The 16,929-nt window shown below is 65.5% G+C and carries 19 protein-coding genes; 7 read left to right on the forward strand and 12 right to left on the reverse strand.

All coding sequences use genetic code 11. The features are described from left to right. Positions 1–12: 12 nt before the first annotated feature. The 4 genes from NHF53_RS04555 to thrC all read right to left on the reverse strand — a co-directional run bounded on the left by NHF53_RS04555 (position 13) and on the right by thrC (position 6,343). Entirely contained in the window at positions 13–2,877 is a 2,865-nt protein-coding gene (locus NHF53_RS04555) for an EAL domain-containing protein (protein ID WP_374591157.1), read from the reverse strand. A gap of 47 nt (positions 2,878–2,924) precedes the next feature. Beyond that, a complete protein-coding gene (locus NHF53_RS04560; RefSeq protein ID WP_252833273.1) occupies positions 2,925–3,536 on the reverse strand; it encodes a GNAT family N-acetyltransferase in 612 nt (203 codons plus the stop codon). A gap of 81 nt (positions 3,537–3,617) precedes the next feature. Then, a complete protein-coding gene (locus NHF53_RS04565) occupies positions 3,618–4,916 on the reverse strand; it encodes a pitrilysin family protein (RefSeq protein ID WP_252833274.1) in 1,299 nt (432 codons plus the stop codon). A 26-nt stretch (positions 4,917–4,942) separates the two neighbouring features. After that, on the reverse strand, positions 4,943–6,343 hold the full coding sequence (gene thrC / locus NHF53_RS04570; protein ID WP_252833275.1) for a threonine synthase: 1,401 nt from the start codon (positions 6,341–6,343) through the stop codon (positions 4,943–4,945). Positions 6,344–6,527: 184 nt separating this feature from the next. Between thrC and NHF53_RS04575 the strand changes: the two genes are divergently transcribed. Then, positions 6,528–7,079, forward strand: a complete 552-nt coding sequence (locus NHF53_RS04575) for a hypothetical protein (protein ID WP_252833276.1) — start codon at positions 6,528–6,530, stop codon at positions 7,077–7,079. A gap of 103 nt (positions 7,080–7,182) precedes the next feature. Then, positions 7,183–8,100 (forward strand): diacylglycerol kinase family protein, encoded by a 918-nt coding sequence (locus NHF53_RS04580; protein WP_252833277.1) that lies wholly within the window; start codon positions 7,183–7,185, stop codon positions 8,098–8,100. 6 nt (positions 8,101–8,106) lie between these two features. On the opposite strand, the gene NHF53_RS04585 is transcribed toward NHF53_RS04580, so the two are convergent. The 6 genes from NHF53_RS04585 to NHF53_RS04610 form a co-directional block, all read right to left on the reverse strand. After that, positions 8,107–8,796, reverse strand: a complete 690-nt coding sequence (locus NHF53_RS04585) for an HAD family hydrolase (protein ID WP_114364459.1) — start codon at positions 8,794–8,796, stop codon at positions 8,107–8,109. A 110-nt stretch (positions 8,797–8,906) separates the two neighbouring features. Then, positions 8,907–9,485 (reverse strand): TetR/AcrR family transcriptional regulator, encoded by a 579-nt coding sequence (locus NHF53_RS04590; protein ID WP_252833278.1) that lies wholly within the window; start codon positions 9,483–9,485, stop codon positions 8,907–8,909. After that, positions 9,482–9,826 carry a multidrug efflux SMR transporter gene (locus NHF53_RS04595; protein WP_252833279.1) on the reverse strand — a complete coding sequence of 115 codons (345 nt, stop codon included), beginning with the start codon at positions 9,824–9,826 and terminating at the stop codon, positions 9,482–9,484. The genes NHF53_RS04590 and NHF53_RS04595 overlap by 4 nt, the downstream gene beginning before the upstream one ends. Positions 9,827–9,921: 95 nt before the next feature. After that, positions 9,922–10,215, reverse strand: a complete 294-nt coding sequence (locus NHF53_RS04600) for a type II toxin-antitoxin system RelE/ParE family toxin (protein WP_252833280.1) — start codon at positions 10,213–10,215, stop codon at positions 9,922–9,924. Then, entirely contained in the window at positions 10,212–10,460 is a 249-nt protein-coding gene (locus tag NHF53_RS04605; RefSeq protein WP_252833281.1) for a type II toxin-antitoxin system ParD family antitoxin, read from the reverse strand. Before NHF53_RS04605 ends, NHF53_RS04600 begins: the two co-directional genes overlap by 4 nt. A 72-nt stretch (positions 10,461–10,532) precedes the next feature. Further along, on the reverse strand, positions 10,533–11,216 hold the full coding sequence (locus NHF53_RS04610) for a helix-turn-helix transcriptional regulator (RefSeq protein WP_252833282.1): 684 nt from the start codon (positions 11,214–11,216) through the stop codon (positions 10,533–10,535). A gap of 197 nt (positions 11,217–11,413) precedes the next feature. On the opposite strand from NHF53_RS04610, the gene NHF53_RS04615 reads away from it, so the two are divergent. From NHF53_RS04615 to NHF53_RS04625, 3 genes are all read left to right on the forward strand, one after another. Further along, positions 11,414–11,743 carry an NIPSNAP family protein gene (locus NHF53_RS04615; RefSeq protein ID WP_252833283.1) on the forward strand — a complete coding sequence of 110 codons (330 nt, stop codon included), beginning with the start codon at positions 11,414–11,416 and terminating at the stop codon, positions 11,741–11,743. Then, a complete protein-coding gene (locus NHF53_RS04620) occupies positions 11,740–12,084 on the forward strand; it encodes an antibiotic biosynthesis monooxygenase (protein ID WP_252833284.1) in 345 nt (114 codons plus the stop codon). Before NHF53_RS04615 ends, NHF53_RS04620 begins: the two co-directional genes overlap by 4 nt. 197 nt (positions 12,085–12,281) lie before the next feature. Further along, positions 12,282–13,412 (forward strand): site-specific DNA-methyltransferase, encoded by a 1,131-nt coding sequence (locus tag NHF53_RS04625; RefSeq protein WP_129331865.1) that lies wholly within the window; start codon positions 12,282–12,284, stop codon positions 13,410–13,412. A 135-nt stretch (positions 13,413–13,547) separates the two neighbouring features. On the opposite strand, the gene NHF53_RS04630 is transcribed toward NHF53_RS04625, so the two are convergent. Both NHF53_RS04630 and mutY read right to left on the reverse strand, forming a co-directional pair. Next, positions 13,548–14,162: an HAD family phosphatase gene (locus tag NHF53_RS04630; RefSeq protein ID WP_252833285.1), complete on the reverse strand. Its 615-nt coding sequence runs from the start codon at positions 14,160–14,162 to the stop codon at positions 13,548–13,550. Between the two features lie 3 nt (positions 14,163–14,165). Next, a complete protein-coding gene (mutY, locus tag NHF53_RS04635; RefSeq protein WP_252833286.1) occupies positions 14,166–15,260 on the reverse strand; it encodes an A/G-specific adenine glycosylase in 1,095 nt (364 codons plus the stop codon). Between the two features lie 98 nt (positions 15,261–15,358). Between mutY and NHF53_RS04640 the strand changes: the two genes are divergently transcribed. Beyond that, positions 15,359–15,880: a DUF721 domain-containing protein gene (locus tag NHF53_RS04640; protein WP_114364467.1), complete on the forward strand. Its 522-nt coding sequence runs from the start codon at positions 15,359–15,361 to the stop codon at positions 15,878–15,880. 153 nt (positions 15,881–16,033) lie between these two features. Continuing rightward, positions 16,034–16,816: a DsbA family protein gene (locus NHF53_RS04645; protein WP_252833287.1), complete on the forward strand. Its 783-nt coding sequence runs from the start codon at positions 16,034–16,036 to the stop codon at positions 16,814–16,816. Positions 16,817–16,929: the final 113 nt, after the last annotated feature.

Consider the following 16,929-nt stretch of genomic DNA (forward strand, 5'->3'; position numbering starts at 1 on the left):
TCCGCCTCGCCCTCACGCCCGCTTGGTCAGCGGAAAGCGCTCGCGCAGCAGTTTCTGGACGGATTCGGCGCCGATCGGCGGGCCGAGGAGATAGCTCTGGCCGTACTGGCAGCCGAGGTCCGCGAGCGCCTTGGCGGCTTCGTCGGTCTCCACGCCTTCCGCGACCAGCGTCATCTCCATCTCGCGCGCCATGCCGACCACCGAGCGCAGCATCACCTCGCGCTTGTCGCCCTCGGCGCAGACGAGCGCCCGGTCGAGCTTGATCGTGTCGAAGGGGAAGCGCGTCAGATAGACGAGCGAGGAATAGCCGGTGCCGAAGTCGTCGAGCGCCAGGCTGATGCCGAGTTCCTTGAGCTTGCCGAGCACGAGGCGCGCCTGCTCCGGGTTCGCCATCATCACCGTCTCGGTAAGCTCGAGCTTGATCCGGTTCGGTTCGCACTGGGTTTTCGCGAGCATCGAGCGGACGTCGTTGTAGAGCTCGCTGCTGAGCAGCTGGGCGCTCGACAGATTGACCGAGACGAAGATCGGAACGTGGCCGGTGTGCCGCTCCCATTCGACCAGATCGGAGGTCGCGCGTTCGAGCGCGAACATGCCGAGCGGCTCGATGAGGTCTGAGCTTTCCGCGATCGGGATGAACTCGGACGGCGGGATCGTTCCGCGCTTGGGGTGGTCCCAGCGCATCAGCGCCTCGAAGCCGGCGATCTCGCCGTCGGCAAGTGTGACGATCGGCTGGTAGACGATCGAGAGCTCCTTGCGCTCGATGGCGCGGCGAAGGTCGGTTTCCAGCTGCAGCCGGTCGGTGCCGGAGGTGCGGAAGGCCGGACGGAAGGGTTCGACACGGTTGCCGCCGGCACGCTTGGCCCGGTACATGGCAAGCTCCGCATCGGAGAGGAGGCCGACGGCGTTCTCTTGCTGGTCGACCCACGAGACGAGGCCGACCGAGGCCGTCAGGATCACCTCGCGGTTGGCGAAGCTGATCGGCACCATGATCGCCTTGCTGACGGCGTCGGCGAAATCGGCGACCTTGGCCGGATCGCGCTCGGAGACGAGGATGAGGCCGAACTCGTCGCCGGAAATGCGCGCGAGCGTATCCTGCGGCTTCAGAAGCCGTCGCAGCCGCCGCGTGAGCGCAATCAGGATGTTGTCGCCTGCGGCGATCCCGAGCGAGTCGTTGACCTGCTTGTAGCGGTCGATGTCGATCGCCATGATTGTCGGGCGAATGGCGTCGCCGTCGTTGGCGAGCGCCAGCACCGACTGGAGCCGGTCGAGGAAGACCTCGCGGTTCGGCAGGCCGGTCAGGTTGTCGTGCATCGCATCCTGCATCAACCGGTCGATCGAGTTCTTCTGCTCGGTGACGTCGACGATGGTGCCGACGCAGCGGATGACCTCGCCGTTGGAGCCGAGCACGGGGCGGGCGCGGATCTGCAACCAGTGGAAATGGCCGTCCTCGGCGCGCAGGCGGAATTCGTGGTTGAGCCGGCCCTTGCGATGCTCCAGCAGTACATCGAGCGTGGCGCGGAAGCGGTCACGATCGTCGGGGTGCAGCCGCGGCAGCCAGTTGCGCGCCGCCCCGTGCATCGTGCCCGGCGAAAGGCCGAGCCGCACCGAGATATCGGGGCTCGTGACGACGCGGTCGCGCGCGACGTCCCAGTCCCAGACCGTGTCGCCGGAGCCGCTGAGCGCCAGCGCCTGCCGCTCGAGGTCGGAGAACAGGCCCTGCTGGTAGGCGCCGCCGGCAAAGGCGTGCTGCATGACGGTGAAGCCGATCAGAAGCACGATCAGCACCAGTCCGCCGCCGAGTGCCGGCTGGATGATGTCGTTGTCGAGCTGGCCGGTGACGGTGAGCCAGCCGCCGAACAGCCAGACGAGGATCAGCGCCCAGGAGGGCACCAGCAGGATCGCCCGGTCGTAGCGGTTGAAGCCTAGATAGACGATGAGGGCGATGCCGGCCGTCGCCGTCAGCGCGAAGGAGAGGCGGGCGATGCCGGCGGCGATCGACGGGTCGTAGATCGCCACGCCGAAGAGGAGGCCGAGGCCCAGCACCCAGGCGAAGGTCGCGTGTCCGAGATGAACGTGCCAGCGGTTGAGGTTGAGGTAGGTAAAGAGGAAGATCACCAGGCTGGAGGCCAGCGCCACCTCCGCGCCGGCGCGCCATATTCGCTGGTCGACGGTGGTGATGCCGATCAGCTTGTCGATGAAGCCGAAGTCGACGCAGATATAGGCGAGCACCGCCCAGGCGAGTGCGGCCGCCGCCGGCAGCATCGAGGTGCCCTTCACGACGAAGAGGATCGTCAGGAACACCGCGAGAAGGCCGGCGATGCCGAGCACGATGCCGCGGTAGAGCGTGAAGGCGTTGACCGTATCCTTGTAGGCGTTCGGTTCCCAGAGATAGATCTGCGGCAGGTTGGGCGTCGCGAGTTCGGCGACGAAGGTGATGACCGCACCGGGGTTCAGCGTGATGCGGAAGACATCTGCCTCGTCGCTCGGCTGCCGGTCGAGGGCGAAACCTTCCGACGGCGTGATGGCGATGATGCGCTGAGAGCCGAGATCGGGCCAGAATAGCTTGGACTTGGCGAGCCGGAAGTGTGGTGCGACGATCACGCGCTCGAGCTGCTCTTCCGAGACGTTGGCAAGCGCGAACACCGCCCAGTCGCCCTGGTGGTTTTCCGAACTGGCGCGGACCTCGATGCGGCGGCGAATGCCGTCGGCACCGGCGGCCGTCGAAACCTGGAAGGCCTCGCCCTGGCTGGTGTAGATTTCCGTGGTCGGGGTGAGGTCGAGCGCGGTGTCGTCGCGCGAGATCTTCACCGGCTCCGCCGCCCGCGATGTGCCGGCGGCAAGGCTCGCCAGGCCGCACATCAGGACGGCAAGAAGCATCACCAGCTGGCGTCCGCGGGACGCATGGTCATTCCGGAGCCAGGTCATCAACGCTCTTTGTCCCTGTTCCCGCCGGCGCTCTCGGCCAGTCTGGAATACAGGGCGTGATCGCGCCACTGACCGTTGATTTTCAGATACTCGCGCAAAAGGCCTTCCCGCTGAAATCCGGTCCGTTCGAGCAGCCGGATGCTTTTTTGATTGTCTGGAATACAGGCTGCTTCAATTCGGTGCAACTCGAGGACCCTGAATATGTACGGAATAGCCAGCTGAAGTGCGGCAAACATATGACCGTGTCCCGCATGGCGTTCGCCCATCCAGTATCCGATCATGCAGTTTTGCGCCGCACCGCGCCGGATGAGCCCGACGGTCAGGCCGCCGAGCAGCGTGTCATCGGAGCGTGAAAAAAGAAAGAGCGGTACCGCGAGCCCGGCATAATATTCCTGCTCGTTGCGCAGCACGCGGGCGCGGAAGGACCGTTCGGTGAGGTCGTCGGGGCGCCAGCTCGGCTCCCACGGCTGCAGGAAGCTGCGGCTGGCCGACCGCAACTCGTGCCACTGCTCGAAATCGCTGTAGCGGGGCAGGCGCAGGCGATGCACCTCGCTCGCAAGATCAGGCTTGTCCGGCTGCCGCGACAGAAACCGAAACACCGATCGTCCCATCGATCACCCCCGGATCGGCGGCAGGTCACTCCGCCGCATGTGTCGTCGTCGGCGGTTGCTCCCCGCCTTGTCTCGCGAGACTTATCTCGCAGCCTTGCGCGTGGCCTGTTGGCCGAGCGACAGGGCGCCGGCGATCTCGTCCATCGGTGCGAGCTGTTCCAGCGGGCCGATTGCGGAGAGCGTCGGCACCGTGCCGAAGAACAGCCGCCCGGCGAGGTCGGTGAGGCGCTCGGTGGTGATGCCTTCGAGGCGCTCCATCATCTCCTGGTTGGAGATTGGGCGGCCGTAGAGCATCATCTGGCGGGCGATCTGGCCGGCGCGCGCCGCCGGGCTTTCCTGCCCCATCAAGAGCTGCGCGCGGATCTGGGCGCGCGAACGGTCGATTTCCTGCTGGTCGATCGACTGCGAGGCCTTGCGCAGTTCCTCGATGATGACGGGCACGAGTTCCGGCAGGTTCTCGCCGCCGGTCGCCGCATGGATGCCGAAGATGCCGGTATCGGAAAAGCCCCAGTGGAAGGCATAGACCGAATAGCAGAGGCCGCGGAATTCGCGCACCTCCTGGAAGAGGCGCGAGGACATGCCGCCGCCGAGGATGTTGGCGAGCACCTGCGAGCAGTAGAAGTCGCGCACATGGTAGGCGCGTCCCTCGAAGCCGATCAGCACCTGCGCATCCATGAGGTCGCGGGTCTCGCGCGCCTCGCCGCCGGTATAGCGGGCGGGCTCCATGACGGGCGTAGCCGAGGCCTTGGTCGGCAGGGAGGCGTAGCGCTCCTCGACCTGCCGGACGAAGGCGTCGTGGTCGACGGCGCCCGCCGCGACCACGAACATGCGGTCGGTGGTGTAGTTGCGCGAGAGATAGCCGCGGATCTCGTCGCTGGTGAAGGCCTTGACCGTGTCCGGCGTGCCGAGGATCGGCCGCCCGAGCGTCTGGTCGCTGAAGGCGATCTCGGAGAAGCGGTCGAAGACGACGTCGTCCGGCGTGTCGTTGGCGGCGCCGATCTCCTGCAGGATCACATGCTTCTCGCGAGCGAGTTCGTCCTCGTCGAAGACGGAGTCGGTCAGGATGTCGGAAAGGATGTCGACAGCGAGCGGGACGTGGTCCTTGAGGACGCGGGCATAGTAGGCGGTGGTTTCGGTCGAGGTCGCGGCGTTGAGTTCGCCGCCGACATTCTCGATCTGCTCGGCGATATCGCGGGCGCTGCGGCTCCTCGTGCCCTTGAACGCCATGTGTTCGAGGAGATGGGCGATGCCGTGCTCGTCCGGCGTTTCGTTGCGGGCGCCGGATTTGATCCAGGTGCCGAGCGCCACACTTTCAAGGTGCGGCATCCTCTCCGTTACGACGGTCAGCCCGGAGGGCAGCCGGGTACACTCAACCTTCATATTCGTCTTTCTACGCCTCGTTACGTTTACGCGCGGGCATGCTGGCCGATGAAGGTTTCAACGGCTTTAAGCTCTGCATCGAGGATGTCGAAACGCTCCTCCCGGTCCATCAGGTCAGCAAGCCACGTCGGAAGCGCCGGGTCAATACCGCTTGCGGATTTTACGGCAGCCGGGAATTTTGCCGGGTGCGCGGTCGCGAGCGTCACCATCGGGCTCGCCGACCGTTCGAATTTGGTGGCAGCGAAAACGCCGACGGCGGTGTGCGGATCGAGCAGGTAGCCGGTCTCGGCGAGCGTCGTGCGGATCGTCTTCGCCACCTGCTTTTCGCTGGCGCGGGCGGCACGGAAATCCTTGCGGATCGCCTTCAGCGCCCGTTCCTTGATCTCGAAGGCGCCGGATTGCCGCAGGCTCTCCATCGAGGCGCGAACGGCGTCGTCGTCGCGGTCATAGGCTTCGAAAAGCAGCCGTTCGAAGTTCGAGGAGATCTGGATGTCCATCGACGGCGAGGTGGTCGCCGAGACGCCGCGCATCTCGTAGCGGCCAGTCTTGAGCGTGCGGGCGAGAATGTCGTTCTCGTTGGTGGCGATCACCAGCCGGTCGATCGGCAGCCCCATCTTCTTCGCGACATAGCCGGCGAAGACGTCGCCGAAATTGCCGGTCGGCACGGTGAACGAGATCTTGCGGTCGGGGCTGCCGAGGGAGAGCGCGGCGGTGAAGTAGTAGACCACCTGCGCCATGATCCGCGCCCAGTTGATCGAGTTGACGCCGGAGATGCGCAGCCGGTCGCGGAAGGCCGCGTCGTTGAACATCGCCTTCACGAGGTTCTGGCAGTCGTCGAAATTGCCGCGGATGGCGAGCGCATGGACGTTCTCCGCCTTGCATGTGGTCATCTGCCGCTGCTGGACGGGCGAGACCTTTTCGTGCGGGAAGAGGATGAAGACGTCGGTGCGGGAACGTCCGGCGAAGGCGTCGATCGCCGCCCCGCCGGTGTCACCCGAGGTGGCGCCGACGATGGTCGCCCGCTCGCCGCGCTCGGTGAGCACATGGTCCATCAGTCGCGCCAGAAGCTGCATCGCGACGTCCTTGAAGGCGAGCGTGGAGCCATGGAAGAGTTCGAGCACGAAGGCGTTCGGCCCGGTCTGCACGAGCGGGGTGACGGCGGGATGCCGGAAGGTCGCATAGGCCTCGTCGATCATCGTCCGGAAGACATCGGCCTTGATCTCGTCGCCGACGAAGGGCCGCAGCACCGCAAAGGCGACCTCCTGGTAGCTCTTGCCCCGAAGCGTGCGAATCTCCTTCTTCGAGAGCTTCGGCCATTCGCGCGGCACGTAGAGACCGCCGTCGCGGGCAAGCCCCGCAAGAAGGGCATCGCAGAAGCCGAGGCTGGGGGCCCGCCCCCGGGTAGAGATGTATTCCAAGAGTGTCATCCTTGCTGTCGGGAACGAAGGCATGCCTTCGAGGGCGTGCACGAAGCCGACGATCGACGCAAAACGCCGGCTACTCGATTTTTCGCTGCGCCGCTGATATAGACCATCCGCAAGGGTCGTGAAAAGGCCTCAATTGGAATGGTTTTTGGCTGCGCGCAGCCTGAAATGGGGAAGGTTCGGAATCGTGTCTTTGAAAGTCTCGCGCGGGATCTTGGCCGCATCCTTGTTGACTGTGCTGGCGGGTTGCAATGCCGGCAATCCCGGTGCCGCTCTCGGCGGTGGCGCCGACAAGCCGGCTGCCACGCCCGCCGTCGCTCCCGTTGTGCAGGGCATCTGCCCGACGATCGCGCTGCGTGACGGCACGGCCTACTACCGCACATACGCCAAGGGCGGCAAGGACGACCCGGCGAAGGTGGTCTACCAGGCCTCGCTCGCCGACACGACCCGCTCCTGCAGCCGCGACGAGACGCAGCTGACGATCAACGTCATGGTCCAGGGCCGCCTGGTCGCCGGTCCGTTGGGCAAGGCGGGCACGCTGAAGATGCCGATCCGCGTGGCCGTCACCGATGGCGAGAAGGTCGTTTATACCGAGCTCACCCAGTTCGAGGCGAGCCTTGCCGATGCCGCACAGGCGAGCCAGTTCCTCTTCACCAAGCAGGTGACGGTGCCCGGCGACGTCTCGGGACTCACCAAGGTGCAGGTCGGGTTCGACGAAGGTCCTTACAAGACCAAGTAATCACAAGGAATTTCGCGGGGCGGCCGGTTTTCGCCGGCCGTTTTCCGTGCGGATCGTCCGCCTTTGAGGGGAGGCTGCGGTCCTTTTCAAGTCGGGGGCAGGGGTGAAGGTCGCCATCATCAGGAATCCCGTCTCGGGTGGCCGCTCGGGGCAGGCCGGCTGGCTGTGCGTCAGGCGCGAGCTCGACCGGCATTTTCCGCTGATCGAGGAGCATGAGACCGTCGCCGGGGGCACGCCGCTCCTGGCGCGGCGTGTCGTCGAGGCGGGTGTCGATCTCGTGATCGCAGTCGGCGGCGACGGGACGATCAGCGAGGTCGCCGACGGCATTCTCTCGTCCTCGCGTCCCGAAACGCCGCTTGCCTTCGTTCCGGCCGGAACGGGCAGCGACTACGCCCGCAATTTCGATCTGCCGCGGCAGCCGGCTGCAATCGCGGAAGCGATCGCCCGCGCACCCCTGCGGAAGGTTGACGCCGGCTTCCTGCGTTGCCGCGCGGAAGATGGCACGATTACCGGGCGTCATTTCGTCAATATCGCGAGCTTCGGCGTCTCGGGCGAGGTCGTGCGCTCGGTCAACGGGGCCGAGCGCGGCGGCTGGCTTCCCGGGCCGCTGCGTTTCTTCGTCCATTCGCTGCGGTCGATCCTGCGCTATCGGCCCCGCCGGGTGCGGCTCGTGCTCGACGGCCGCGAGGTGCATGCCGGACCGGTGACCGCCGTGGCGATCGCCAATGGCGGCTGGTTCGGCGGCGGCATGCATGTCGCGCCGGCGGCGGACCTTGCCGACGGGCTCTTTGAGGTCGCGGTGCTCGGCGGCGCCCCGACGCTCGAGACCCTGAAGCTGTTGCAGAAGATCTATTCGGGCGCCCATGTCGGCGATCCGAAGGTCCGTTTCTACCGGGCGCGCTCGGTCTTGGCCGAGCCGCTCGACGACCGGCCGGCGCTGCTGGAGGCGGACGGTGAGACGCCGGGAAGCATTGCCGCCTCCTTCGAGATCAAGCCGGCGGCGCTGACGCTGAAGATCTGAGAGAGATCAGGCGAGGCCCGACCAGCTCTCCATCGCGGCGATGACCGCCGGCAGGTCGACCATGCGGGAGATCACCGTCTCGGCGCCGGCATCGGTCAGCCGGTCGGCATGGGAGGGATAGGTGTGCGAGGCGCCGGTGAAGCCGATGACGCGGATGCCGGCGTCGCGCGCGGCGTGCACGCCGTGGACGGAATCCTCGACGACGACGGCCTTCTTCGCCGCGACGCCCATCTGCGAGAGCGCGTGCAGATAGATGTCCGGTTTCGGCTTGACTCGGTCGGGACCGAGTTCCTTCGCCGAGAAGATGTTCGGCGCGAACTGCTCCTTGAGGCCGACCTTCGTCAGCATGCTGTCGAGACGGTGGACCGAGGAGTTGGAGCAGATGCAGCGCGGCCCTTCGATGCGCGCGAGCGCGAAGCTGACGCCCTCGATGATCTTGACCTCGCGGGCGAGCCGCTGGTCCAGGAGCGTTTCGGATTTGTCGAGCAGGCTCGCCGAAAGGGGAATGTCGATTTCCTTCTCGACGGAGAGCAGAATGTTCTTCCAGGTCATGCCGGCGAAGCGTTCGCCCATCTCTTCCACGGAGATCGGGTAGCCTGCCTCGTTGAGAAGTTTTGATTCCACCTTCGCGGCGATGATCTCGGAATCGACGAGTACGCCGTCACAATCGAAAATGGTCAGCTCGAAACCGCTCATGGAAAGATCCGTCCTCTGCCTCGGGAAGGTCGCCTGACTACACGATCGGGCGAGGAAGGACAATCATTCCGGATGCATGGCTGCCTCCCGCCGACGCCCGCCCGGAGGCATCATCCACCGGCAAGCGCGAGCAGCTCCGCCTCGAAGCGCTGCGGATAGCGCCGGAGGCCGCCCTCCTTCTCCAGCATGTCGGCGAGCCAGATGCCGTCCGCGGCGAGCCGGACGACGGCGAGCGCCGGCGTGTCGTCCGTCGCGCGGTGTCGGGAAAGCCGTGCGTCGAGCCAGGCCGTCCAGAGCGCCCGCAGCGCCGGTTCGGAAACGATCGCGACCGAGAGCGCCGCCCACAGGCTTCTCGCGCCGAGCAGCCGGTCGGAGAAGCAGGCGCGGACATAGGCACGGGTGAAGCGGCCTTCCGGCTTCGGGTCGCTTTCCATCGAACGGTCGATCTCGCGGTCGAGCTGGTCGAGGAGGTCGGCGAAGACGGCCGCGAGCAGTGCCTGCTTGCTTTCGAAGTGGTGCAGCAGCCCACCCTTGGTGACGCCGGCGCGCTCCGCCACCGCCTGGATGGTGATCGCGGCGGCCCCGCTCTCTGCCGCGATCTGCGCGGCGCAATCGAGCAACGCCCGGCGCACCTGTTCCGGCTGCTTCGGACGGTGATAGGCGGAGAGGGCGGCTAGAGGCGCGCTCAATGGCTCACCGACCCGGACAGCGTGTTCATGACGATGACGCCGGCGACGATCAGCGCGATCCCGGAAAGGGCGGCGAAATCGAGCGTCTGCTTGAAGACAAAAACGCTGATCAGCGCCGTCAGCACGATGCCGAGCCCGCCCCACATCGCATAGGCGATGCCGAGCGGCATGCCCTTGAGCGCGTGCGTCAGCAGGTAGAAGGAGGCGGCATAGAACATCACCATGCCCGCGGTCGGCAGCAGGCGGGTGAACTGCTCGGACCGCTGCAGGAGCGTCGTGCCGATCACCTCGAGCACGATGGCGCCGCCCAGTGCTCCATAGGCGGTAAAGACGGGGTTCATCGCAAAATACTCTCGCGCGCGTTCATCATGGCCGCAAAGATACCGTATGGTTGGTTTCTTTGCAAGGCGCGTGGCGACGTGCGTGGTCGGCGGCTTTAGTTCGGCAGGTTGCGGCTGACATCCTGACGCTGGTGCAAGATGCGAATAACGACGATCCGCTCGCCTTTGTCACGGAAATAGATCATGTGTGATCCGATCGCCTGCTTCAGGTAGCCGGCGCGGACGTCGACCATTCGGCCGCGGCTGGCGCCGGAGGCCAGGTGAAGACAGGCGTTGCGAATATCTTCGATATAGCGATCGGCCTGATCCAGCCCCCAGGTTGCGGCGCTGTAGTCCCAAATGTGTTCGAGATCGGCCGCGGCCGCAGGTGAGAGCGTAAGCGCCTTCATCTGCCCTTGAACTCGGCCCGCTTGCGCGTCTTGAACGCATCGAAGTCAAAAGGCCGCGGCTCGCCCGACTGTTCGCCTTCGATCAGCGCATCCTGCAACGCCTTGACCTTGGCCTCATGCTCTTCCAGAAGCCGCAGGCCGGCGCGCACCACTTCGCTCGCGGAACCATAACGTCCGCCTTCGACCTGTTCGGTAATGAAGCTGGTGAAGTGCTCTCCGAGCGTGACTGAGGTGTTGCGGTTCATCGAGTATCCCTTCCAAGAAGCGCATACCAAAATGTAATACAGGCGGGCGAGGGTGGCAAGGTACAGACAGGCTCAGTCTATCGGAAACATCGCCCGGAACCGCCTTTCCCCTTCCGGCGAGAACGCAACGACGCGACTGCCCTCCACCCGGCGTGCTTCGCCGCGGTCGAGGAAATGGGTGAGCAGCGCCTTGCCGAGCGAGCCTGCGAGATGGGTGCGGCGCTCGCTCCAGTCGAGGCAGGCGCGGCAAAGCGGCCGTCGTCTCGCCTTCAGCGCAGCAAAATCGATTCCGTGGCCGGAAAGCAGGCTCTCGCCCCTGTCCGTCAGCCGCAGCGCGTCGTCGCTCGCCTCGATTGCGCCCTGGGCGATCAGGCTGTCGAGCATGCGCACGCCATAGTCGCCGGCGAGATGGTCGTAGCAGATCCGCGCCTTGCGTAGCGCCGGCTCCTTCGGCCCGACGCGGTGGCGCAGATGCCCCCGGCTCGCGGCAAAGCCCATCAGGTTCTCGATCATCGCACCGACATGATCATCGGCGAGCGCGAAATAGCGGTGCCGGCCCTGCTTGCGCTGGCAGAGCAGCCCGCCGTCTTCGAGTTTCGCGAGATGGGAGCTTGCCGTCTGCAGGGTGACGCCGGCTGCTCCCGCAAGCTCGGTTGCGGTGAGCGCCCTGCCGCCGAGGAGGGCGAGCAGCATGTTCGACCGGGCGGGATCGCCGATCAGGGAAGCAATGCGCGCAATGTCCGGGCCTTCTGCCATGATGCACCTCGCGTTGTTCTCGGTCATTCGATGACGGTATCTGGTGTAGCACATACTTCGGCAAATATCGAACCGTGTTCGTCGAAGCCGTACCTGCATCATGCCCCGTTACGGCCGGCGATGCTTCGACCGCGGTCGAAGCAAATTCGTCCGGGGTCGTGGCACATCGGGGCTCCCGAGACCGCAAGGAGCCCATCATGATCACCTGCATCATCCGCTATCGCATCGCGCCGTTCGCACGAGAGGATTTCGTGACCTATGCCCGCAACTGGGGCGAGGCGATCCCGCGCTGCGGGGCCGATCTCGTCGGCTACTTCGCCCCGCACGAGGGCTCGACCACGACCGCCTACGGCATCTATCATGTCGAGAACCTCGCGGCCTACGAGGCCTACCGGGCGAGACTTGCCGCCGATCCGCTCGGCCGTGCCAACTATGAATTTGCGCGCAATGCCCGCTTCATCCTCGAGGAGGACCGGCTGTACCTGAAGAAGGTAAGCCGCCTGCCGTCGGCGGAGGTGCAGCCATGATCGCCGTCATCTTCGAGGTCGTTCCTGCGGAAGGGCGGCGGATGGCATATCTCGCCCGTGCGCAGATCCTGCGGCCGCTGCTGGAGGAAATCGACGGCTTCCTGTCGATCGAGCGGTTTGAGAGCCTCTCCGAACCGGGCAAGCTTCTCTCGCTGTCCTTCTGGCGGGACGAGGAGGCCGTGGCCGCCTGGCGGCGGACGGAGGAGCACCGGCAGGCGCAGGAGGCGGGCCGCGCCGGGACGTTTGCCGACTACCGGCTGCGGGTCGCCCATGTGGTCCGCGACTACGGCCTTGCCGCCCGCGAAGAGGCGCCCGCCGACAGCCGTGTCCTGTACGGGTGAGTGGAGGCTATTCCGTTGTCTCCGCGCCGGTCGCAGCCGTCGCGGAGGGGACACGTAAACCATGTTCGTCAGGACCTGCGGCGCGAAAACGCCGGAGAGCGCGGAAAATCGCCTGAGCCGTTCAATCTTTGGTAACCAAGTTCGGTAACCATGAGCCTCGTTATCCCGTGCTGCGTCCGCGTAACAGAGAGTAGAACATGGCTTCTGTATTTCCGCTCGCCGAACTTCGCCGTTCTTCGGACCCGTTCTCCTGGGTCGACAGTATCATCAAGGGCGATTGCGTCGCCGCGCTCGAAGCACTTCCCGACAAATCCGTCGATGCGATCTTCGCCGATCCGCCCTACAACCTTCAGCTCGGCGGCATGCTGACCCGTCCGGACCAGTCGGTTGTCGATGCGGTCGACGACGAATGGGACCAGTTCGCCTCCTTCGAGGCCTATGACGCCTTCACCCGCGCCTGGCTGCTCGCCTGCCGCCGCGTCCTGAAGCCGACCGGCACGATCTGGGTCATCGGCAGCTATCACAACATCTTCCGCGTCGGCGCGACGCTGCAGGACCTGAATTTCTGGATCCTCAACGACATCGTCTGGCGCAAGACCAACCCGATGCCGAACTTCAAGGGCCGCCGCTTCCAGAACGCCCACGAGACGATGATCTGGGCCTCGCCCGATCCGAAGGCCAAGGGCTACACCTTCAACTACGACGCCATGAAGGCCGCCAACGACGACGTGCAGATGCGCTCCGACTGGCTGTTCCCGATCTGCGGCGGCTCCGAGCGGCTGAAGGGCGACGACGGCAAGAAGGTCCATCCGACCCAGAAGCCGGAAGCGCTGCTCGCCCGCGTCATCATGGCCTCCACCAAGCCCGGTGACGTCGTGCTCGATCCGTTCTTCGGCTCCGGCACCACCGGTGCGGTCGCCAAGCGTCTCGGCCGTCATTTCGTCGGCATCGAGCGCGAACAGGATTATATCGACGCGGCGGCTGCGCGCATCGCCGCCGTCGAGCCGCTCGGCAAGACGGAACTGACCGTGATGACCGGCAAGAAGGCCGAACCGCGCGTCGCCTTCAACACGCTGGTCGAGAGCGGCATGATCCGTCCCGGCCAGGTGCTCACCTGTTCGCGGCGCCGCCATTCGGCGATCGTCCGGGCGGACGGGACATTGGTTTCCGGCGGCGAGGCGGGTTCGATCCACCGCGTCGGCGCCAGGGTGCAGGGGCTCGACGCCTGCAACGGCTGGACCTTCTGGCACTTCGAGGAAGGCAAGGCGCTGCGTCCGATCGATGAATTGCGGGCGGTCGTCCGCAGCGGAATGGCAAAGCTCGATTGACGATCCGGCGCGCTTCGCCTGCATGCGAGATCCTCCTTCCGGTTCCAGTACCTTCAGTCCCGGAAGGAGTGCTTGACGCCCGGTCCCGAAAGGGAACCGGGCGTCATCTTTTTCTGATCGGTTCCGCAGCCGTCCTCAGATGGCAACGCCGCGGGCGGCGAGATCGCGGCGCAGCTTGTCGGCGCCGGTAAACTGCACCGCCTGCCATCCGGCTGCTTTCGCCCCTTCGACGTTTGCGGGCGAATCATCGATGAACAGCGTGTTCTCCGGCTCCAGCCCGTGCGTCGCTGCATGGGTTTCGTAGATCGCGGTATCCGGCTTGATGAGTCCGACCTCGCCGGAAACCGTAATCCCCCGCGATGTGGTGAGGAACGGATACATCTCCTGCGCCTCGCGGAAGGTGTCGGCGGCGAAATTGGTGAGCATGGTGACGTCCCGGCCGCTCTCGATCAGCTCGCGCAGCAGCGTCACCGTGTCCTCGTAGGCATAGGGCACCATCTCGCGCCAGTTGATCCGGAAGGCGCGGATGTGATCCGCCCGCTCGGGGAAGCTGGCGATCAGCAGGTCCTCGGCTTCCTTCCAGGTCCGGCCACGATCCTGCTCGACATTCCAGTCATGCGTGCAGACATTTTCGAAGAACCAGCGGCGCTCCTCGGGATCGGGGATGATGCGGGAAAAGGGCAGGTCGGGATCGTAGTGGATGAGCACCTTGCCGATGTCGAAGACGATGTGGCGGATATCTGCAGGCATTGGTTATCCCTTGTTGGTCGGAAAGGCGTTCGGAATAGCCTGAACGATTGCTTTTTTCATGACGGTCGGTAGCGCCTGGTTATCAAGTTTGGTCACCGGTTCCCAAAATCCGTGAACGCCGGAGGGGATGCTGAGCGGTCCCGCGCGATAGACCGAAAGCCGGAGCTCGAAATGGGTGAAGACGTGGGTGACGATGCCGGCCGGCTGCCACTCCGCGGGGAAGGGGGCGGCGGCGACGCCGGTCTCGCCGTCCGTTCGCGCGGTCCAGCCGGTGGTCGGTACCTCGGTCATGCCGCCGAGCAGACCCTGTTCGGGCCGCCGCCGCAAGAGGATGAGCCCGTCACCCGAGACGGCGACGAAGGCAGCGCCCTGCCGCACCGGCCTCTCCTTCTTCGCCGCCTTCACCGGAAATCGTTCCGGATCGTCGCCGTCGAGCGCGAGGCAGTCCTCGCGAAAGGGACAGAGCGCACAGGCCGGCCGCTTCGGCGTGCAGATCGTCGCGCCGAGGTCCATCATCGCCTGGGCGAAATCGCCCGGCCGTTCGGCGGGGGTCAGCGCCGCCACATGCCGCTTCATCTCCGGCTTTGCGCCGGGCAGCGGCGCGTCGATCGCATGGAGCCTCGAGATCACCCGCTCGACATTGCCGTCCATCACCGCCGCCGGACGGTCGAAGGCGATCGCCGCGATCGCCGCGGCGGTATAGTCGCCGATGCCGGGCAGGGTTCTGAGCCCCTCCTCGGTGTCGGGGAAGACGCCGCCATGGGTGCCGGAAACCACTTCCGCGCATTTCTTCAGATTGCGGGCACGGGCGTAGTAGCCGAGGCCTGCCCAGGCGGCCATCACGTCCTCGTTCGGCGCGGCGGCGAGGTCGCCGACGGTGGGCCAGCGGCTCACGAATTTCTCGAAATAGGCCTTCACCGCCTGCACGGTGGTCTGCTGCAGCATGACTTCGGACAGCCAGACATGGTAAGGGTCCGGCCTGAGGCCTTTGGCCGCCATGGCGGGCGTCGTGCGCCACGGCAGCTCGCGATGGTGGCGGTCGTACCAGGCGAGCAGCGCCCGGGCGGTCGGATTTGCGGAGGATTTCAAGGTCGCCATTTGCCGATGAGGGGTAAACTCGCCTATATCTGGCCAAATCGGTATTTGGTTCAAGGCCGGATCGGCCGGCAGAGGCAAAAGGTTTGAGGCGCGCCGCGATGAACAGTCAGAAGAAGAGCGCCGCGCCGAGAAGGGGTGTCTTCCAGATATCCGAGGTGGCGAACGGCATCATCGATCCTGTGCTCGCGCGCCGCGCCGGCATCAACACCGCGCTGCTCGGGTCCTGGGACGAGATCGTCGGCGACAGCTTCGCCGATTGCTCGCGGCCGGAAAAGATCGCCTGGCCGCGGCGCGGCGAACCGGGCGAGGAGGGCGGCCACCGGCCGGGCGTGCTGACGATCGCGTGTGACGGGGCGAGGGCGCTTTTCCTCTCCCACGCCCAGGGCGAACTGATCGCCCGCATCAACGGCTTCTTCGGCTATCCGGCGATCGGCCAGATCCGCATCGTGCAGAAGCCGGTCTCGCAGGCGGCGCTTCACCGCCCCAAGCCGCGAAAGCTCGAAGGCGAGCGGGCGCGCCGGCTCGCTGACATGATGGAAGGCATCACCGACGAGAAACTCAGGGCGGCAATCGAGCGGCTCGGCACGGCGGTCCTCTCGCCGAACCGGCGTCCGCGATAGCCGCCGTGCCCGTCCGGTTGCGTTTCTGCCCCTTTCGGGCTTCAGGATGTCACAATTCTTTGATGAAACAGCAGCTTCCCCGCCTTGTTTGCCGCCATCCGGCAATATAACGGTTGTGGCAAAGTCCAAACTCTGAACGAGACAGGTGCCTCGATGCAAATTTCCGAACTGAACCTCACCAAGCGGCGGCTGCTCGGCGGGATCGCCGTGACGGCGCTCGGCGCGCTGCTCGCTTCCTGCTCGGACAGCTCGGAGGAAAAGCCGGCCGAAACCAAGACCGCCCCCGCTGGCGAAGAGGCGAAGCCCGCCGCCGAAAAGCCCGCCGCCGAAACGGCACCGGCCGAGGCGCCCGCCGCCAAGGTCGAGGTGCCGCAGCCGGACGGTACGGTCGACATGGCCGACGTGCTGAAGCCCGGAACGCTGCCGGAAATGGCGATGGGCGACGCCAATGCGCCGGTGAAGATCGTCGAATACATGTCGATGACCTGCCCGCACTGCGCCCATTTCCACGAGAACACTTTCGAAGCGATCAAGACGAAGTATATCGACACCGGCAAGGTTTACTTCGTCCTTCGCGAGTTCCCCTTCGACCCGGCGGCCACCGCCGCCTTCATGCTGGCGCGCTGCGCCCCGCAGGACCGCTACTTCCCGTTCGTCTCCACCTTCCTCAAGCAGCAGCGGGCCTGGGCGGCTCCCGCCGACGGCGATGTCCGCGGTGCGATGCTGCAAATGTCGAAACTTGCCGGTTTTACACAGGAGAGCTTCGAGGCGTGCTTGACGAACGCGAAACTTGCCGGTGATGTGACGGCTGTGAGAGACCGCGCGGCCAAGGATTACAACGTCAAATCGACGCCGACCTTCCTCATCAATGGAAAGACCTATTCCGGAGACATGTCGGTTGAAACCATGTCGGCACTCATCGACAGCTTCCTCTGACCGGCGCGCATTCGAGACAACGGCCGGCGGGAACTCCCGTGCGGCGGTTTTTTACCTCCCCCTTGATGGGGGAGGTCGCGCGAATGCGCGGGTGGGGGTGACGCTGCTGGCGG

Source organism: Ciceribacter sp. RN22, from assembly GCF_024054295.1.
In the GTDB taxonomy this organism is placed as follows: Bacteria; Pseudomonadota; Alphaproteobacteria; order Rhizobiales; family Rhizobiaceae; genus Allorhizobium; species Allorhizobium lividum.